Source organism: Methanofollis ethanolicus, assembly GCF_001571385.1.
Lineage (GTDB): Archaea > Halobacteriota > Methanomicrobia > Methanomicrobiales > Methanofollaceae > Methanofollis > Methanofollis ethanolicus.
Genome location: NZ_BCNW01000001.1, coordinates 1,171,855 through 1,187,037 on the forward strand (window position 1 = coordinate 1,171,855; position 15,183 = coordinate 1,187,037).

Sequence of the window (15,183 nt, forward strand, 5' to 3'; positions counted from 1 at the left end):
GTGAAGAACTGGCGCCTTTTCTCATATATTTTTACCGAATGATGCGTGACACTTCAGATCAGGAGCAGCCACCCGGTGTAGACCGCCGCCTGGAGGAGGGTGAGAGGCATGCCGATCTTCATGAAACCGAAGAAATCCAGGGTGACCCCTCGCCTTTCGGCGCCCTGTACGATGATGACGTTGCTCGCAGCCCCGGCAATGGTCAGATTCCCGGCGATGGTGCTCCCGGCCGCGAGGGCGAGCACCCCGGCCTCTCCTGTCCCGGCATTGGTGAGGATGGGGAGGGCGAGAGCGACGAAAGGGACATTGGATATGAACTGGCTGAGGATAATGCCCCCGACCATGATCGTCGGGATGGATGGTGCGGCCTCGCCGGTACCTGCCATCAGGTCGGTGAGGGCGCCGCTTTCCCGCACGCCGGCCATGACGACGAAGAGGGCGGCGAAGAAGACGAGCGTCGCCCAGTCGACTTTCTTCACGAGTTCAGTCCTGCGGGGAGAGAGGACCAGGAGGGGAACAGCGGCGGCGACGGCGATGGCAATGAGAGGGATGTCGGTCCCGGGTGCGACCGCAAAGATGACGATTTTTGCGATGATCAGGGCGACGACGACGATAAGGGAGGTCCGGGCAAGGGTCGTGAGGGCGGTGTCTCCGATACACGCGGGCGGTGCCGGGGCGTCGAGCATTTTTCCCCACTCCTCCCTGAAGACGGCGAAGAGGACGGCGCAGACGAGAAGGAGGGCGAGGACGGTCGGAGGCGCAAGGACGGTGAGGAACGCCGCAAGCGGGTCGGCAAAACCGCCCTTCGTGGCGACGAGAAGGTTCTGCGGGTTCCCGATCGGACTTGCGACGCTCCCCGTGGTCACGGCGAAGGCAAGGGCAAGGAGGAGGGCCTGCGACCTGATCCCGTAGCGCACCGCGTACCCGAGGACGAGGGGTGTCCCGATGACGGCGAGGGTGTCGTTCATCAGGAGGGCGGAACCGATGCCGGCAAAGATGACGAGGAGGACGATGAGGCCCCCTACCGTTTTTGCACGGCAGAGGAGGGTCGTGCTCAGGGTGACGAGGTAGCCACTCTCTTCCAGGGCGACGCCGACGAGGAACATGCAGAAGAGGAAGATCATGACGTCGGGATCGATCGCCAGGAATGCCGACACCGGGTCGACCGAGCCTGAAAGGAGCATGGCAACCGCTCCGCCGAGCATGATCTGCCAGATGGAAATTTTTACGCCGAGTGTCTGCCTGAAGGCGATGAGGAGGAAGACGGCACCGACGATGACGAGGGCGATGTGCGTGAAAAAGAGTGTTTTTTCTCTCTATATTTCCCTTCCGGCAGGATCACGGGTTGAGGGTCCAGACCGCCCACGTGAGGTAGGTGGCAAAACTCACCCAGAGGAGGTACGGCAGGAGGAGCCATGCGGCCGGTTTCGAGACGCGGGCGGCGAGGACGATGGTGGCGAGGATCGCACCCCAGAGGAGGAGGATCTCACAAAACCCGAGAAGAGGCGACTGCAGGCCGAAGAAGAGGACGGACCAGAGAATGTTGAGCGCAAGTTGCACGCCGAAGGCGAGGAGGGCAACCCGCACCTCAGGTCGTCCTGTCCCCTCACGCCAGATCAGAAAGAGTGAGATACCCATCAGGATGAAAAGGACAGTCCAGACGGGGCCGAAGACCCATGCAGGCGGGTTCAACGGGGACTTTGCAAGCCCGGAATACCATCCGGGGATCTGTGGCGCCGTAAAGATCGAACCGACGAAACCGGCAAGGAGGGTCAGGACGACAGAAACGACGAGGCGGACAGGATCGGAGAGAGTGGCCATGAGGGAGGATTGTCATCCTCCTATATGAGTGTTCATCAGAGGGGGAGACCGAGGATGGAGAAGACCCCGATCATCCGCAGACCGATATAGGTGGTGAGCACGACAAAAATTCCCTTCAGGAGCCGCGCCGGCATGCGGTGAGAGATGAGGGCACCCGCCTGCGCCGCCGGGATGCTCGCAGCGGCCAGCACAGCGGCCTGGAAGAAGTCCACGTAGCCGACAGCAAGGGGCGGGAGGCCAACAACTCCCTGCCCGAGGACCATGTACGTGGCAAGACCGCCGCTGGCGGCGGCGAGCATCACGACCGTTGAGGTGGCGACGGCGCGGTGCATCGGGAAGCGGAGGGCCACGGTCAGGATAGGTACCAGGATGACGCCGCCGCCGATGCCTGCAAGGCCGGAGACCAGGCCGACCGGGACGCCCCAGAGGAGGTACCGCGTTGCCGGGACCTCTGGCACCCCATTACTCTCTGCGGGGGCGAGGAAGGTGCGTGCTCCTGCGGCGAGAACGACAAGGCCGAAAAAAGTTTCGAGGGGCGCGGCAGGGAGGAGTGTGGCAAGCCATGCGCCGAAGACTGCTGCCGGCACGGCCGCAACACCGAGGAGCGTCCCGGCCCGCCAGACGACGGCGCCTTTCCTCTGGTGGCCGACGGCGCTGCTCAGGGCGGTGGGGAGGATGACGGCGAGGCTTGTTGCAAAGGCGAGCCTGAGAGCGACCTCGTCCGAATAGCCGGATGTGGAATAGAGCCAGAACTGCACCGGGACCATAATGAAGCCGCCGCCCACGCCGAGCATGCCGGAGAGAAGGCCGGCACAGATGCCGATCAGCACAAGCACAAGAAGGGATAGGAGGTCGATCATGCTCTCCTACACCTGTTGCATCTCCCTGTACATAGTGTTCGGCACGGACCGATCCCTTCGCGTAAAAAAGGCATTGTCCGGCATGGGGAAAAAGGATCCTGGAATTGTCATGACGCTATATTTCATATATCCCTTATTTCCCGGAAATTCCCCGGAGAACAGCCCGGAAACTCCCTGATGCGCCGCAACCGCAGAGGGGAGATGGAGGAAGTTGGCGACAGAGAGTGCCGGGATAGTACGAGAAAGATGCTTTTCAGGTGCCTGTTGATGTATCAATATATTTTTAAACCTCTGTTGATGAAACTGAATATTTTTCGTCAATTTTTTCGTGCGGGTAAAGGTAATGGGCCCGGCCATGCGAAACATTTATCATCACAGCGGGATATTAGCGGAATGCCCCTGAGCGGGTAAGACTCGTGGACGTGGGGGGACACGTTTCTTCGTCTATGACGGGGCACAAACAGGTACAAAGGGAAGTACAGGCTTGCTAGGTCTGCCATAAGGTTCAAAAGACCGGTATGCAGGGGGTCGCACCTCTGCAGACTGGCAGATGGCCACACATGCTGGTTGCCGGAGTTCATCACTGTCCCGCCCTGTGAGGGCGTGCAGGATATCAGCAGGATGGATTCTTTTCGATCACTCCGGATCCTGCTGGCGGAACAGGGATGTGGTTCATACTGGGGGGGCGTGGACCACAACCCTTCTGTCTCTGCCCAGCGCACCTGACTTCTATTTTTCTTTTTTATCCGCCGCCGACAGGCGGGAAGAGCGAGATCACGTTGCGGTCCGCGACGACTGTCTGCAGGCCCTCTTCGAAGTGGATGTTCCTCCCGTTCCTCAGAATGTTGACATGGTCCTGGAGGACGCCGGGTGCGGCGAAGATCTCGTCCCTGAGGGCCGGCCTCTCTGCAATGAGCATCTCGACGATATCCCCGACCGTCGCACCCTCCGGACACTCGACCTCCCTCTCGTTCTCCAGGATCTTTCTAAATGTCGCAAACGATCTCACAATGACTTTCATTTTTTCGCCCTCAGTTTCTGTATCTCCTCTTTCCCTTCGACCCTCAGCACGAAGGTGCCGTGGCACGGTTTCGTATACGGGAAGATCACATAATCGCCGTCCACACCGATCGGGATCGGGGGGACGCCGATAAGAGCGAGGTCAAAGATGCGGTACCCGGGCATCACCTCATGGTACTCCCGGTAGTTCTTCTTGATAAATTCCCTGTACTCCTTGAAGGAACAGTTCCTGAGGAGAATTTCATAGTTAAGCGCCTCTACGCATCCCATCCCATCACCCTGTCAATGTCCTTTGAGAGTGGCAGAACATTATGGACGGCCTTCGCCACCACCCGCTCGCACGGGAAGTCGATGAGTCCGGCAAGTTCCCCTGCCTCCTTCCCGAAGACGACCGCCACAAGGCGCCCGGCAGAGACGCTGCCGACCGTCCCCGCATAACTAACGCCGCTCTCCCTGTGTATGAGCACGAAAGAGACGGCATAGTCCTTTTCATGTGCCACAAGCGCTTCAATGCAGGCGTCGAGGTCAACCATCTCTCCGACATAATGCCGGTCGGGATCGGCCATCGCCACGAGCGACCGCGCCGAAGGGTTGCCGGCGACGACCGGTACAAGGCCCATCTTTCGGAGGCCGTGTGCAATGTGGAGGGCCACGCTCACCTGTGCCGCGGCTTCCGGGCACCCGAGCATGATCAGTCCCTCTTTCTGTCCTTCAGATCCCCTGTCTATCCCTGTCATTCCGGTCTCCTCATTCGTCCCGGTCCATCCGGCCGACACCCTCGATACGCTCCGGGTGGGTGTAGACGGTGAAACGTTCCCCCCGCGAGAAGCAGACAAGGGTGAGCCCGGCCTCTCGTGCGGTCGCAATCCCCTCGGAGGTGGACGCGGCACGCGAGATGACGATCGGTATCCCGGCACGGGCCGCCTTTGCCACCATCCCGGCAGGCTGACGGCCGGTGCAGCCAAGGACGCAGCGCGACCGGTCGAGACCCGCGAGAACGGCGTGCCCGATCACCTTGTCCACCGTGTTGTGACGGCCGACATCGCAGGCCTTCGCGCAGAGTTCCCCATCGCAGAAGAGGACGGAGCAGTGGAGACCCCCCGTCCTCTGCCATTCGTCCGACTCGATGGCGGCGGTCATCCGGTAGACATCGTCGATGCCGATCCGCAGGTCCGATACGACCCGCGGGATCTCACGGAGATACGCCGTCCCGCCCGACGACTCGACCACCTGCTCACAGGACGGGGCAGGGACCGCTTCGATCCTGATCTCGTCCCCGGTAACCTCGACAGAGACGACCTCGGTGGCAAGACCCTCGGTGATCGCAAAACCCGCCCCGTACTCCCTGAGGGCATCGTCGGACGCCACTATTCTGGTGACCGGGGCGCCGTTCATCACGAGGAGGTAGCGATGCTCGACGCAGACCTCGTCGTCGATCTCCCTCGGTTCCCCTCTTCGTACCTGAATTCCTGTATAGGTTTGCAGATCCATCACATTTTCCCTTCCCGGTCACGCCCTGCCTGTAGGTGTACTGGCATGTTCCCAACTCTTATATGATATACCCATTAACAATTGTTAATCCGAACTCTCTCAATTTATGGATTGTGATCTCATGAAACTCCCCTGCGAGACTGGCGTCTGGCTTATCCTCCCATGCATCCGTGCATGCCTCGTGCAGGAACTGATGGAAAAAGGGCTGTCGCAGAGGAAGGTCTCGACCATGCTCGACATTACCCCGGCTTCCGTCTCCCAGTACGCCTCCAAAAAACGCGGCTGCTCGATAGAACTGGGCGACAATGCGGTATCGTCCATAAGGCAACTTGCCGAGGACCTCGTCTGCGAAAATGTCGGGCATATGAGCCTGCGGATGTGCGACATCTGCATGCAGGTCCGCGCCCAGGGAAATATTGCTGATGACGACGGCGCCCCCTGCCCTCGCGACCTCGTCTGCAATATCTCCTCCTCCCGGGACCCGACACACGCGCCCTGAATATTCCCTGCGCCCCCGGACAGAGTGAGGGCGTCATTTCGACAGTTTTTCCCGGCTTCTATGGCCGGGCACGAAATTAATTATTCTAGCCCTGCAATAGTAGAGCGATGTACTCGCAGAGACTGGAAAACCTGCCGCCATACCTTTTCGCTCGTATCGATGCAATGAAGGCCCGGAAGAGGAAAGAGGGAGTCGACATCATCGACCTCGGTGTCGGCGACCCTGACCTCCCGACGCCGGCCCATATCGTCGAGGCGATAGTCAGGGCGGTGAAGGAACCGAAAAACCACCACTACCCTGCCTACGAGGGAATGGCCGCCTACCGCAAGGCGGTTGCAGAGTGGTACGGGAAACGTTTTTCCGTCTCCCTCGATGCGGACAGGGAAGTCCTCGCCCTGATGGGCTCGAAGGACGGCATCGCCCATATCCCGGAAGCCTTCGTCAATCCCGGCGACTACGTCCTCGTCCCCGACCCCGGTTATCCGGTCTACAAGACCTCGACGCTCTTTGCCGAGGGGAAGACGCACCTCATGCCCCTCACCGCGGAGAATAACTTCCTCCCTGTCCTCGACGACATCCCGAGGGATGTCCTGAAGAAGGCGAAACTCTTCTTCTTCAACTACCCAAACAATCCGACCGCGGCGATCGCCCCGAAGGCGTTCTTCGAGGAGGTCGTGGACTTCGCCCGCGACAACGACCTCGTCGTCGTCCACGACAACGCCTACTCGGAGATCACCTTCGACGGCTACAAAGCTCCCTCCTTCCTGGAAATCGACGGGGCAAAGGAAGTCGGCGTGGAGATGCACTCTCTCTCCAAGACCTACAACATGACGGGGTGGCGGATCGGCATGGCCGTCGGCAACCCGGAGATCCTGGCGGGGCTCGGCCGGGTGAAGTCGAACGTGGACTCAGGCGTCTTCGACGCCGTGCAGGAAGCGGGAGTCGCCGCGCTCACCGGTTCCCAGCAGTGCGTCGCGGACGCCTGCGCCGTGTACCAGGAGCGCCGGGACGTCCTCGTAAAGGGCCTCAACGACCTCGGCTTCGACGTCCGTGCGCCGAAGGCGACCTTCTATGTCTGGATGCCGGTCGAAGACTGCATGAAGACGGCGGCGCAGTTCCTCAACGAGGCCGGCATCGTCGTGACACCGGGCGTCGGGTTCGGCGAGAGCGGGGACGGGTACGTGCGTTTCGCCATCACCCGTTCGGTCGAACGGATCGAGGAGGCGCTCGAACGCATCAGGAGGATTGCACCATGAAACTCCCGTCACACCTGACAGTCAGGGACAGCCGCCTCCATCTCGGCGGCGTTGACTGCGTCTCCCTTGCAGAGGAATACGGCACGCCCCTGTACGTCACTGACCTCGACCGGGTCACCGGCAACTTCAGGCGTTTCCACGCGGCCCTCGCCGCCCACTACCCTGACGTGCAGGTGCTCTTCGCGGCGAAGGCGAACGGCAACCTTGCGGTGATCCGGGCCCTCGCCGCCGAAGGGGCCGGTGCAGACGTCTTTTCGCCGGGCGAACTCGAACTGGCCATTCGTGCCGGGATGAAACCCGAACGTCTTCTCTTCAACGGGAGTTCCAAGAGCCGTGCAGACCTCGCCCTCGCCGTCGAAAAAGGAGTGCGGGTCTCGGTCGACTCTCTGGACGAACTCCACCAGCTCGACGCCGTTGCCGGGGAGGCGGGAAAGACCGCGGAGATCGCCTTCAGGGTGAACCCGGCCCTCGAAGTCCCGACCCACCCGAAGATCGCTACCGGGCTTGCGACGAGCAAGTTCGGCATCCCGGCGCAGGAGATCATCGGCGCATACAGGGAGGCCCTGGCCTGCGAGCATATCGAACCTGTCGGTATCCACTGCCACATCGGCTCCCAGATCCTGGAGGTCGAACCCTTCGCCCGTTCGGCCGAGGTGATGGTGCGGGTCGCGAAGGAGGTCACCGACCTCGGCGTCCACCTGGAGTTCCTCGACATCGGCGGCGGCCTCGGCATCCCGTATCACCATGACACCGACCCGGCGCCGACGCCCGCGGACTATGCGGCCGCCGTGATGCCGGTCTTCCTGAAGGGTATCAGGGAGTGCGGGATCGACCCGGCCCTCTGGGTGGAGCCCGGCCGCTGGCTCGTCGGCGACTCCTCGGTCCTCCTCACCCGCGTGAACTCGGTGAAGAAGGCCCACAAGACTTTCGTGAATGTGGACGCCGGTTTCAACCTGCTCATTCGGCCGGCGATGTACGACTCCTATCACGAGGTACTCGTCGCGGACCGCGCCGATCTCCCGGCCGACGGCACCTATACGGTGGCGGGCCCGATCTGCGAGACCGGCGACATCCTGGCCCATGACCGCGCCCTCCCGACCCCGAAGGCCGGCGACGTTATCGCAGTCCTCGACGCGGGCGCCTACGGCTATGCGATGTCCTCGCAGTACAACAGCCGGCCGCGCTGTGCGGAGGTGGCGGTGAGCAACGGGAAGCACGCCCTGATGCGCCGCGCCGAGACCCTCGACGACGTCACCGCCGCCATGGAGACTCCGGCCTGGAAGGAGTGAACGGACAACCGTGAACTTTCACTACGCACTCGTCGACGACCTGATCAGCCGCGAGGAATTTGAAAAGCGGGTCGGTGAACGGATGAAGGCGGCGGGCGGTCTCCTCGACGAGAACGCCGCTTCGCTCCTCGTCGTCACCGACTGCGGCCGCCACCACCAGCGGATCGCCGGCATCGCCCCCGGCCCCTCGATCGTTTCCTTCTTCGGGAAGGTGCTCTCTGCCGGCGAACCCGAGGAGTTCGCCGGGAAGGACGGGGAGACCGGAGTGCGCGCCAACCTCCTCCTCGGCGACGCGTCCGGACGGATCGAGGTGACTCTCTGGGACGAGAAAGCCGGGGCGGCCGGGGAGATCGAGCCCGGCGAGGTACTCGAGGTGATCGGGAGGCTTGCACCGCGGGGGGGGAGCGTCACGGCCCTCGCCCTGCGGAAGTCCACGGTGCTCATCGACTGCCCGATGGAGACCGAACGTACCTGCGCTTCCCCGGTCGGCACCGGCGACCTTGTGGTACGCATCCTCGGCATCGGAGACCTGCGAGAGTTCACGCGGGGAGACGGGACAGGGGGGGCGATGGTCACGGCTGTCATCGGCGACGGAAGCGGGACGGCGCGCCTCGTCTGCTGGGATCCGGCGGTGCTCGCGGCCTCTGCGGCAGGGGACGTGGTGTGCATCAGAGGGGCGCGGGGGGCCGTGAAGGCCGGGGGGCCGGAGTTCTCCCTCGACGACCGGGGCAGCGTCACCCCCTCCCCTGAGGAGGTCGAGGTCCGGACCACCCCGGCCGCAGAGGTGAAGGCCGGGGAATGTGTCTCCCTGGAAGGGCGGGTGGCGGCGGTGCAACCGCCGCGGAGCTTCCAGACTCGCACCGGAGAGCGGTCCTATGTGCAGAATCTCGACCTCTCCGACGATTCGGGGACGGTGCGCCTCGTCCTCTGGGGTGACCGCGCCCTCCTCGGCCTTGCGCCCGGCGACGACCTCCGTGTCTACCATGCGAGGGCGAAGGAGGGGCGAAGCGGCGGGACAGAGGTCTCTGTCGGGAGGGGGAGCATGCTCCTCGGGGCCGGTGAAGAGGACGAGGAAGAGATTGTCTTTCAGGGGACGACCGTCCCCTCGGCCCTCGGCATGACCCTCGACAACGGCACCGAGGCCTACCTCCTCCCTGGCGACATCCTCCCCGGCCAGGAAGTGACGGTGACCGGGACGCGGCGGGGGCCGCGGATCATCCCGCAGGCCGTCGAACCGGCAGAGGTAGACAGGCAGGCCCTTGAAAGGCGCCTTGCGGCACTCTTCGACGAGACATGCTGAGAACATTTCACTTTCACCCCGCACACGGAGAGGGAAGTATATGTCAGGTGCGAAAGTGATATGTATGCCCGGAGACCACGATCAACCGGGTGTTTCCGGGCCTTCCGCACCTTTTCTGCTGGTGTGCGGCCAAAATATCTGAAGGAGTGAGGGAAAACATGCCAAACGTATCCATGGACCTTGAAGACCTCCCCGGCGTCGGGCCGACAACGGCGGACAAGCTTCGGGAGGCAGGCTATGCAACTGTTGAGGGCATTGCCACAGCTTCGCCGGCCGACCTCGCCGAGGCGGCAGAGATCGGAGAGTCAAGCGCAAAGAAGATTATTAAGGCAGCCCGCGAACTCGCCGATATCGGCGGGTTCAAGACCGGCGTCGCCGTCCTCGAAGACAGGAAAGAAGTGAAAAAACTTCAGACCCTTGTCCCCGAATTCGACGCCCTCCTCGACGGCGGGCTGGAGACAAAGTCCATCTCGGAATTTTACGGTGAGTTCGGGTCGGGCAAGAGTCAGATCGCCCACCAGATGGCGGTCAACGCCCAGCTCCCCGAGGAGTTCGGCGGGCTGCACGGGTCCTGCGTCTACATCGACACCGAGAACACCTTCCGCCCCGAACGTATCGAGCAGATGGTGGCAGGGCTCGAGATCCCGGGCTACGATACACCCCCGCTCATGGAGTTCCTGGAACGGATCCATGTTGCAAAGGGCTACACCTCCGACCACCAGATGCTCCTCGTCGACAGCGCCCGCGACCTTGCAAACGAGATGAAGGACAGTGACTATCCCGTACGGCTGATCATCATCGACTCGCTGACCGCCCACTTCAGGGCAGAATATGCCGGCAGGGGTACCCTGTCGGTGCGGCAGCAGAAGCTGAACCGGCACATGTACGACCTTGCAAAAATCGCCGAGGAGTACAATGCCGTCGCACTCGTCACCAACCAGGTCCAGTCGAACCCCGGCGTCTTCTTCGGCGACCCCACGAAACCGATAGGCGGCAACATCGTCGGACATGCTGCGAAGTTCAGGCTCTACCTCAGGAAGAGCAAGGGCGGCCGGCGGATCGCAAAACTCGTCGACAGCCCGAACCTGCCTGAAGGCGAGGCGGCGTTCGTCGTCGAGACGTCGGGCCTCAAGCCCTGAAGGTGGTCGGCCAGTGCTGAAGGCGGTCGTCACCGACCTCGACGGGACCCTGACCGATGCACGGCGGCGGATCTCCACCGCCGCCATCGAGACAATCCGGGACCTTGTCGATACCGGCATCCCCGTGGTCATCGCAAGCGGGAATACCATCTGCTCCCTGGACATACTGTGCAAGATGATCGGGACCGACGGGACGATCATCGGCGAGAACGGCGGGGTGTACCGCCTCTGCTTCGACGGCCAGGTCCATGTGGCAGGCCGCCAGTCGGTCTGCTGGGACGCGTACCACCGGATCGAGGAACATTTTGCCGCGGAGGGACAGACTCTCACCCTGTACTCCCCTGACAACCGCTTTGCCGACATCGCATTTGCCCGGACCGTCGAACCCGCCGAGGTGGCCGGGGTGATCGCCGACATGCCGGTCAGGGCGATCGACACCGGCTTTGCCATTCACCTCCAGTACCAGGGCATCTCGAAGGGAACGGCCCTTTCCGATCTCTCCCTCCTGATGGGCCTCTCCCCCGCCGATTTCCTTGCTATCGGTGACTCTGAGAACGATAGGGAGATGATCGGCCATGCCGGCATCGGGGCCACCGTGGACAACGCCACGCCAGGAACGAAGGCAACAGCCGATTATGTCTCTGAAAAGAGATATGGTGAGGGGTTTGTTGAAATTATCCGGAAATATCAGAAATTATTCGGGTAATTATTTTTTCGAGAGGTACCGGTCGACCACGATGTAGTCGCGTGCGTCCTTGACCGCCTCGAAGGCGATAAGCATGTGTTCGCCGTCCATCCTGTATCCTGCCGTGTCAAAGGAGGCATCAGGTTTGACGATCAGGTCGATCACCTCGCCGGTATCAAGATCGACCATGAGGTTCTTGATCTGGCCGATGATCATTCCGTCATTGCTCATCACTTTTTTGCGTGCAAGGCCCCGTGAAAAGATCGTACTCATAGTTTCTGGGTGGGTTTCGGGGATATATAAATTGTTTGAAAAGAAGGAGAATTTAGTATCCCGCCGTTTTCCGCCGGGTGTTCACTTGAGAATCTCGGAGGCCATCTTGATGTCCACGGACTTGACGGTCTTTCTTCCCGCATGACGGGTGAGTTTGATCGCTTCCCGCGCGAGAACCGTGCCGTAGTCTTCCATCAGAGCGGCCAGAGCCTCGCTCCCGTCGGCACTGACACGCTCAGCACCGGCATTCTTGATGATCCTTCCGACTGGTGCAATTGGCAGTTCGCTCATCTGTTTTCACCTCGCTCCTCAACCCCGTCCCCCAGAGGGAAGAGTGGGTTGAAATAACACACCCCTTGATGTGAATACCCATATTTATAGTTGTGGGTTGCCAGATCAGTGTACCGCCAATTATTGCCTCCCTTACAGTGCGGGGAAGACACCTATGATGTCCGACTGGGTGATGATCCCGATGGGCTTTCCACCCTCTACAACAATGAGACGCCCTATTTCACGTTCTTTAAAGCGCCGGATCACCTCGTAGAGATGGGTGTCGGCATCGGCTTCGACGACATCCGAGGTCATCACCGCGGTGACCGGTGTGGCAAGGTCAAGTCCCTGGTCCAGTCCGTCGGCAAGGTCGGTCAGGGTGACGATCCCGGCGAGCCTCTCACCGTCCATCACCGGCGCCCCATGGATGCGGTGCTGTGCAAAAAAGGACGCCGCGGATTTGAGGGTGTCGTCGGAGGAGAGGGCGAGGAGCGGGGCGCTCATATAGTGTCTGACCGATTTTTTCGGGAGGGAGATCATCTCGATGATGGAAATGAGGAGTGAACTTTTTACCTCGTCTTTTCCGAATATTTCCCCCCTAACAAGGAGTTTGTTCACCGGGGTCGGGCCGATGGTGATCTGGTCCCCGATATCGAAGACCTTCACGCTCCCGAGGATCCGGATCAGCGCGTGGCAGATGTCGGGGTGGCAGAGGGTGGTGAAGTCGATCTCCGCCACATTGGCTCCCTCGACTTCGGTGCCGTTCCTGGCGATCGGGACATGCGACTCCTGGTCATAGTTCGTGAGATTAAGTTCGCGGTAGGCCTGTACCGAGGGGTTGTACCCTCCCTTCGGGCCGGGGACGCCGTCGACGAGGCTGAGAGCCTTGAGAGACTGCATCTGGTTCCTGACCGTCCCGGGGTTGCGCTTGAGCACGTCGGCGATCTCCTCCCCCTTGATCGCGCGGGAATGTCGGTGGTACAGGGTGATGAGGGTGATGAGTATCTCTTTCTGTATGAGCGATAAATCCATACACAGAGTTTGGTCTCACTGAGCATCAATATTTTTGGTTGTGGGTGTCGTGGATTTTGAGAGAATACCGACCGTACCGACGGCGGACGAAGTGCTTGACCGGAGTTTCCGGCGAGCCGCCGCAAAGATGCGGACAAAGACGAACAAAGACCGTGCGAATGAAGATTTTGTCAGGGCAGTTTCAAGCGCCGTCCATGACAAACTGGTCCATGTCATCCAGTCGTTTCCGGTCTTCGAGGACCAGCCGCCCTTTTACCGCGATACCGTCGAGGCGCTCTTCGGTATTGAAAGGCTGAAGATGGCCCTCGGGAATGTGGGGTGGGCAGCGATGCACACGAAGAGGATGGGCTTTGAACACGGCGGAAGGCGGATCAGGAGGGCCGAGGATACCGCAGCAGTGCGGAAGCGGGCGGTGGCGAGGATCGCCTCGATCGTCCACCAGATCAACAAAGACCTGCTCTTCCTGAATGTGGCGCGAAATGTCCTGCGCAAACTCCCTGACGTCAAGGACAACGAGTTCACCGTGGTGATCGCGGGCTACCCGAATGTGGGCAAGTCCTCCTTTATCAGGCTGGTCTCGTCGGCCGAACCGGAGATCGCGTCGTACCCCTTCACCACGAAGGGTGTGGTACTGGGCCACCATTATGATGGGTGCCACAGGATCCAGTTCCTCGACACCCCCGGCCTTCTCAACAGGCCCGAGGAAGAGAGGAATGCCGTCGAAGAGCAGGCGATCGCCGCGATCGTGAATTCCGCACACCTGATCGTCTTCATCCTTGACCCGAGCGAGTACTGCGGCTACCCGATAGAGGATCAGAACCATCTCCTTGAGGCGATCAGGGTGATGGCCGAGGTGCCGATTCTCGTCGTCGCCAACAAGGCCGATATCCGTGCGGGAGAGGAGGGCATGCTCTCCATGTCCACCGCCACCAGAGAGGGCGTGGACACGGTGCTCGCCGAGATCCTCTCACGCTATCAGGAGCCAGCCCCAGCTCCCGCTCAGGGCGCAGCCGAGGAGGAAGCCGAGGATGGCACCGCCGTTGAGGGGCGGGAGTCCGGCCTGTGGACGGCCGGAGAGGACGAACTTGAGGAGGACGGCCATACCGACGACTGACCCGGCCATTGCTCCGAGCGCCGGGACCGAGATGAACCAGAGGGCCGGTGTCGGGACGAAGACCTGGGCCGAGACGACGAGGATGGACGGCATGATCAGGTCGCCCATGCCCATGATAAATGCCCCGCGTTCTTCCTTCTCCTGCTGAAGGTTCATCCCTTCTTTTCTGAATGAAAAATCCCTCTTCTTTGGTATGACGAAGAGGATGGGCGTCTTGAGGTCGATGATACCCTCGGCAAGGGCGATCATGTGCTTTGTCCGGTACACCGAGAGGGCGTCATAGACGGCAAGGAGAGAGAGAAGGAGGACCACCGGCAGGACGGCAAGGGAGATCCCGAAGATGGAGGCGACGCCTCCGGCGATGAGGATGCCGAGGGTGTCGATGACGTACCACTCGGGGTACAGGAAGAGGACGGCCGTGGCTGCACCGGCGGCTGCGAGGGGCAGGATGAACGCGGCAGAGGAGACGCCGAGAGCGATGGCCGACAGAGTCCAGAAGATGTAGTAGAAAGTCAGGAATATGGAGAGCGCAACCAGTCCGAGGATCACTTTCTTCCCGCCGATCCTGATCAGACCGAGCATGAGGAGGGTGAAGGCCAGGAGGAGGCCGAGAAATATAAAGGGGTTTGCAACCGATGTCGGGTCTTCAAAGGCCGCAACGCCGGCCGCCTGCATCGGCAGGGCAAGGAGGATGCCGAGCACCTCGACCACGATCAGCATCACCGGCATCACCATCAGGGGCATGTTATTCCGAATATCCATTTCTGACCTCTTCTGATATCGTTAGATTAATTAATAGTTCCTTATCATCTAAAAGCATGGAGATCCGAGAAGCCCTCGTTGACATTGTCCTCACCATCGTCCTTGTCCTGTCCACCCTCACCTTAGTCTGGCGGGTCTGGCAGGACCTGACCATGGCTGTGGCGACGACTCTGATGATGCTCTCCCTTGGCGGCCTCTTTCTCTCGCTCGGGTACAAGATCCAGCAACTCGAGGCAAGCATCATTGCGCGCGAGCGGACGATGCGGGTGAACCTGGAAGAGCTCTCCACCACAATGGCACAGAAATATGACACTACCGTGAGGCACATCGACGATATGGTGAGTGATATCACCCGCAGGATGTACAGGTAAA

The 15,183-nt window shown here is 61.1% G+C and carries 19 protein-coding genes and 1 pseudogene; 9 read left to right on the top strand and 11 right to left on the bottom strand.

Annotation, left to right across the window (positions count from 1 at the left end):
• Positions 1-53 precede the first annotated feature (53 nt).
• Genes MEFOE_RS05815 through MEFOE_RS05825 form a run of 3 tightly spaced genes read right to left on the bottom strand, consistent with a single transcriptional unit; the run spans position 54 to position 2,681 of the window.
• Positions 54-1,289: an SLC13 family permease gene (locus MEFOE_RS05815; protein WP_067049596.1), complete on the bottom strand. Its 1,236-nt coding sequence runs from the start codon at positions 1,287-1,289 to the stop codon at positions 54-56.
• A gap of 49 nt (positions 1,290-1,338) precedes the next feature.
• A complete protein-coding gene (locus tag MEFOE_RS05820; protein WP_067049599.1) occupies positions 1,339-1,821 on the bottom strand; it encodes a TspO/MBR family protein in 483 nt (160 codons plus the stop codon).
• 35 nt (positions 1,822-1,856) lie between these two features.
• Complete coding sequence (locus MEFOE_RS05825) at positions 1,857-2,681, bottom strand: sulfite exporter TauE/SafE family protein (protein ID WP_067049601.1); 825 nt, start codon at positions 2,679-2,681, stop codon at positions 1,857-1,859.
• On the opposite strand from MEFOE_RS05825, the gene MEFOE_RS13690 reads away from it, so the two are divergent.
• Positions 2,680-2,859: a hypothetical protein gene (locus tag MEFOE_RS13690; protein WP_153015884.1), complete on the top strand. Its 180-nt coding sequence runs from the start codon at positions 2,680-2,682 to the stop codon at positions 2,857-2,859. The two genes, MEFOE_RS05825 and MEFOE_RS13690, sit on opposite strands and share 2 nt — an antisense overlap.
• A gap of 564 nt (positions 2,860-3,423) precedes the next feature.
• On the opposite strand, the gene MEFOE_RS05835 is transcribed toward MEFOE_RS13690, so the two are convergent.
• The 4 genes from MEFOE_RS05835 to fdhD are packed head-to-tail and all read right to left on the bottom strand — an operon-like array spanning position 3,424 to position 5,192.
• On the bottom strand, positions 3,424-3,702 hold the full coding sequence (locus MEFOE_RS05835; RefSeq protein ID WP_067049607.1) for a ubiquitin-like small modifier protein 1: 279 nt from the start codon (positions 3,700-3,702) through the stop codon (positions 3,424-3,426).
• Positions 3,699-3,971 carry a DUF1894 domain-containing protein gene (locus MEFOE_RS05840; protein WP_067049610.1) on the bottom strand — a complete coding sequence of 91 codons (273 nt, stop codon included), beginning with the start codon at positions 3,969-3,971 and terminating at the stop codon, positions 3,699-3,701. Before MEFOE_RS05840 ends, MEFOE_RS05835 begins: the two co-directional genes overlap by 4 nt.
• On the bottom strand, positions 3,959-4,438 hold the full coding sequence (locus MEFOE_RS05845; protein WP_067053044.1) for a DUF1890 domain-containing protein: 480 nt from the start codon (positions 4,436-4,438) through the stop codon (positions 3,959-3,961). Before MEFOE_RS05845 ends, MEFOE_RS05840 begins: the two co-directional genes overlap by 13 nt.
• A 10-nt stretch (positions 4,439-4,448) precedes the next feature.
• Positions 4,449-5,192, bottom strand: a complete 744-nt coding sequence (fdhD, locus tag MEFOE_RS05850; RefSeq protein ID WP_067049613.1) for a formate dehydrogenase accessory sulfurtransferase FdhD — start codon at positions 5,190-5,192, stop codon at positions 4,449-4,451.
• A gap of 121 nt (positions 5,193-5,313) precedes the next feature.
• Between fdhD and MEFOE_RS05855 the strand changes: the two genes are divergently transcribed.
• The 6 genes from MEFOE_RS05855 (at position 5,314) to MEFOE_RS05880 (ending at position 11,381) form a co-directional block, all read left to right on the top strand.
• Entirely contained in the window at positions 5,314-5,691 is a 378-nt protein-coding gene (locus MEFOE_RS05855; protein WP_201785179.1) for a transcriptional regulator, read from the top strand.
• Between the two features lie 107 nt (positions 5,692-5,798).
• Entirely contained in the window at positions 5,799-6,947 is a 1,149-nt protein-coding gene (locus MEFOE_RS05860; protein WP_067049616.1) for an LL-diaminopimelate aminotransferase, read from the top strand.
• A complete protein-coding gene (lysA, locus tag MEFOE_RS05865) occupies positions 6,944-8,236 on the top strand; it encodes a diaminopimelate decarboxylase (protein WP_067049618.1) in 1,293 nt (430 codons plus the stop codon). The genes MEFOE_RS05860 and lysA overlap by 4 nt, the downstream gene beginning before the upstream one ends.
• Before the next feature lie 10 nt (positions 8,237-8,246).
• Positions 8,247-9,536: an OB-fold nucleic acid binding domain-containing protein gene (locus tag MEFOE_RS05870; RefSeq protein WP_067049622.1), complete on the top strand. Its 1,290-nt coding sequence runs from the start codon at positions 8,247-8,249 to the stop codon at positions 9,534-9,536.
• Between the two features lie 158 nt (positions 9,537-9,694).
• Positions 9,695-10,675, top strand: coding sequence for a DNA repair and recombination protein RadA (radA, locus tag MEFOE_RS05875; RefSeq protein ID WP_067049625.1), 981 nt, complete (start codon positions 9,695-9,697; stop codon positions 10,673-10,675).
• Between the two features lie 13 nt (positions 10,676-10,688).
• A complete protein-coding gene (locus tag MEFOE_RS05880; protein ID WP_067049629.1) occupies positions 10,689-11,381 on the top strand; it encodes a phosphoglycolate phosphatase in 693 nt (230 codons plus the stop codon).
• Here the strand turns inward: MEFOE_RS05880 and MEFOE_RS05885 are convergent, their stop codons facing one another.
• The 3 genes from MEFOE_RS05885 to MEFOE_RS05895 all read right to left on the bottom strand — a co-directional run bounded on the left by MEFOE_RS05885 (position 11,382) and on the right by MEFOE_RS05895 (position 12,935).
• Entirely contained in the window at positions 11,382-11,633 is a 252-nt protein-coding gene (locus MEFOE_RS05885) for a PRC-barrel domain-containing protein (protein WP_067049632.1), read from the bottom strand.
• 81 nt (positions 11,634-11,714) lie between these two features.
• Positions 11,715-11,924 carry a histone family protein gene (locus tag MEFOE_RS05890; RefSeq protein ID WP_067049635.1) on the bottom strand — a complete coding sequence of 70 codons (210 nt, stop codon included), beginning with the start codon at positions 11,922-11,924 and terminating at the stop codon, positions 11,715-11,717.
• 132 nt (positions 11,925-12,056) lie between these two features.
• On the bottom strand, positions 12,057-12,935 hold the full coding sequence (locus MEFOE_RS05895) for a CBS domain-containing protein (protein ID WP_067049638.1): 879 nt from the start codon (positions 12,933-12,935) through the stop codon (positions 12,057-12,059).
• A gap of 91 nt (positions 12,936-13,026) precedes the next feature.
• On the opposite strand from MEFOE_RS05895, the pseudogene MEFOE_RS13330 reads away from it, so the two are divergent.
• Positions 13,027-13,821: pseudogene (locus MEFOE_RS13330) on the top strand (NOG1 family protein); the annotation flags it as partial.
• Between the two features lie 81 nt (positions 13,822-13,902).
• Here the strand turns inward: MEFOE_RS13330 and MEFOE_RS05900 are convergent.
• The gene (locus MEFOE_RS05900; RefSeq protein WP_067049641.1) at positions 13,903-14,811 is read right to left on the bottom strand and encodes a presenilin family intramembrane aspartyl protease PSH; all 909 of its coding nucleotides are present in this window, start codon (positions 14,809-14,811) and stop codon (positions 13,903-13,905) included.
• A 56-nt stretch (positions 14,812-14,867) separates the two neighbouring features.
• Here MEFOE_RS05900 and MEFOE_RS05905 point away from each other — a divergent pair, with 56 nt between their 5' ends.
• On the top strand, positions 14,868-15,182 hold the full coding sequence (locus MEFOE_RS05905) for a hypothetical protein (RefSeq protein ID WP_067049644.1): 315 nt from the start codon (positions 14,868-14,870) through the stop codon (positions 15,180-15,182).
• The last annotated feature ends 1 nt before the right edge of the window (position 15,183 follow it).

Bases quoted from the DNA above. Each gene is read 5' to 3' on its own strand.
- MEFOE_RS05820 (WP_067049599.1), bottom strand. From the start codon at position 1,821: ATGGCCACTCTCTCCGATCCTGTCCGCCTCGTCGTTTCTGTCGTCCTG.
- MEFOE_RS13690 (WP_153015884.1), top strand. From the start codon at position 2,680: ATGCTCTCCTACACCTGTTGCATCTCCCTGTACATAGTGTTCGGCACG.
- MEFOE_RS05825 (WP_067049601.1), bottom strand. From the start codon at position 2,681: ATGATCGACCTCCTATCCCTTCTTGTGCTTGTGCTGATCGGCATCTGT.
- MEFOE_RS05835 (WP_067049607.1), bottom strand. From the start codon at position 3,702: ATGAAAGTCATTGTGAGATCGTTTGCGACATTTAGAAAGATCCTGGAG.
- MEFOE_RS05840 (WP_067049610.1), bottom strand. From the start codon at position 3,971: ATGGGATGCGTAGAGGCGCTTAACTATGAAATTCTCCTCAGGAACTGT.
- MEFOE_RS05845 (WP_067053044.1), bottom strand. From the start codon at position 4,438: ATGACAGGGATAGACAGGGGATCTGAAGGACAGAAAGAGGGACTGATC.
- fdhD (WP_067049613.1), bottom strand. From the start codon at position 5,192: ATGGATCTGCAAACCTATACAGGAATTCAGGTACGAAGAGGGGAACCG.
- MEFOE_RS05855 (WP_201785179.1), top strand. From the start codon at position 5,314: ATGAAACTCCCCTGCGAGACTGGCGTCTGGCTTATCCTCCCATGCATC.
- MEFOE_RS05860 (WP_067049616.1), top strand. From the start codon at position 5,799: ATGTACTCGCAGAGACTGGAAAACCTGCCGCCATACCTTTTCGCTCGT.
- lysA (WP_067049618.1), top strand. From the start codon at position 6,944: ATGAAACTCCCGTCACACCTGACAGTCAGGGACAGCCGCCTCCATCTC.
- radA (WP_067049625.1), top strand. From the start codon at position 9,695: ATGCCAAACGTATCCATGGACCTTGAAGACCTCCCCGGCGTCGGGCCG.
- MEFOE_RS05885 (WP_067049632.1), bottom strand. From the start codon at position 11,633: ATGAGTACGATCTTTTCACGGGGCCTTGCACGCAAAAAAGTGATGAGC.
- MEFOE_RS05890 (WP_067049635.1), bottom strand. From the start codon at position 11,924: ATGAGCGAACTGCCAATTGCACCAGTCGGAAGGATCATCAAGAATGCC.
- MEFOE_RS05895 (WP_067049638.1), bottom strand. From the start codon at position 12,935: ATGGATTTATCGCTCATACAGAAAGAGATACTCATCACCCTCATCACC.
- MEFOE_RS05900 (WP_067049641.1), bottom strand. From the start codon at position 14,811: ATGGATATTCGGAATAACATGCCCCTGATGGTGATGCCGGTGATGCTG.
- MEFOE_RS05905 (WP_067049644.1), top strand. From the start codon at position 14,868: ATGGAGATCCGAGAAGCCCTCGTTGACATTGTCCTCACCATCGTCCTT.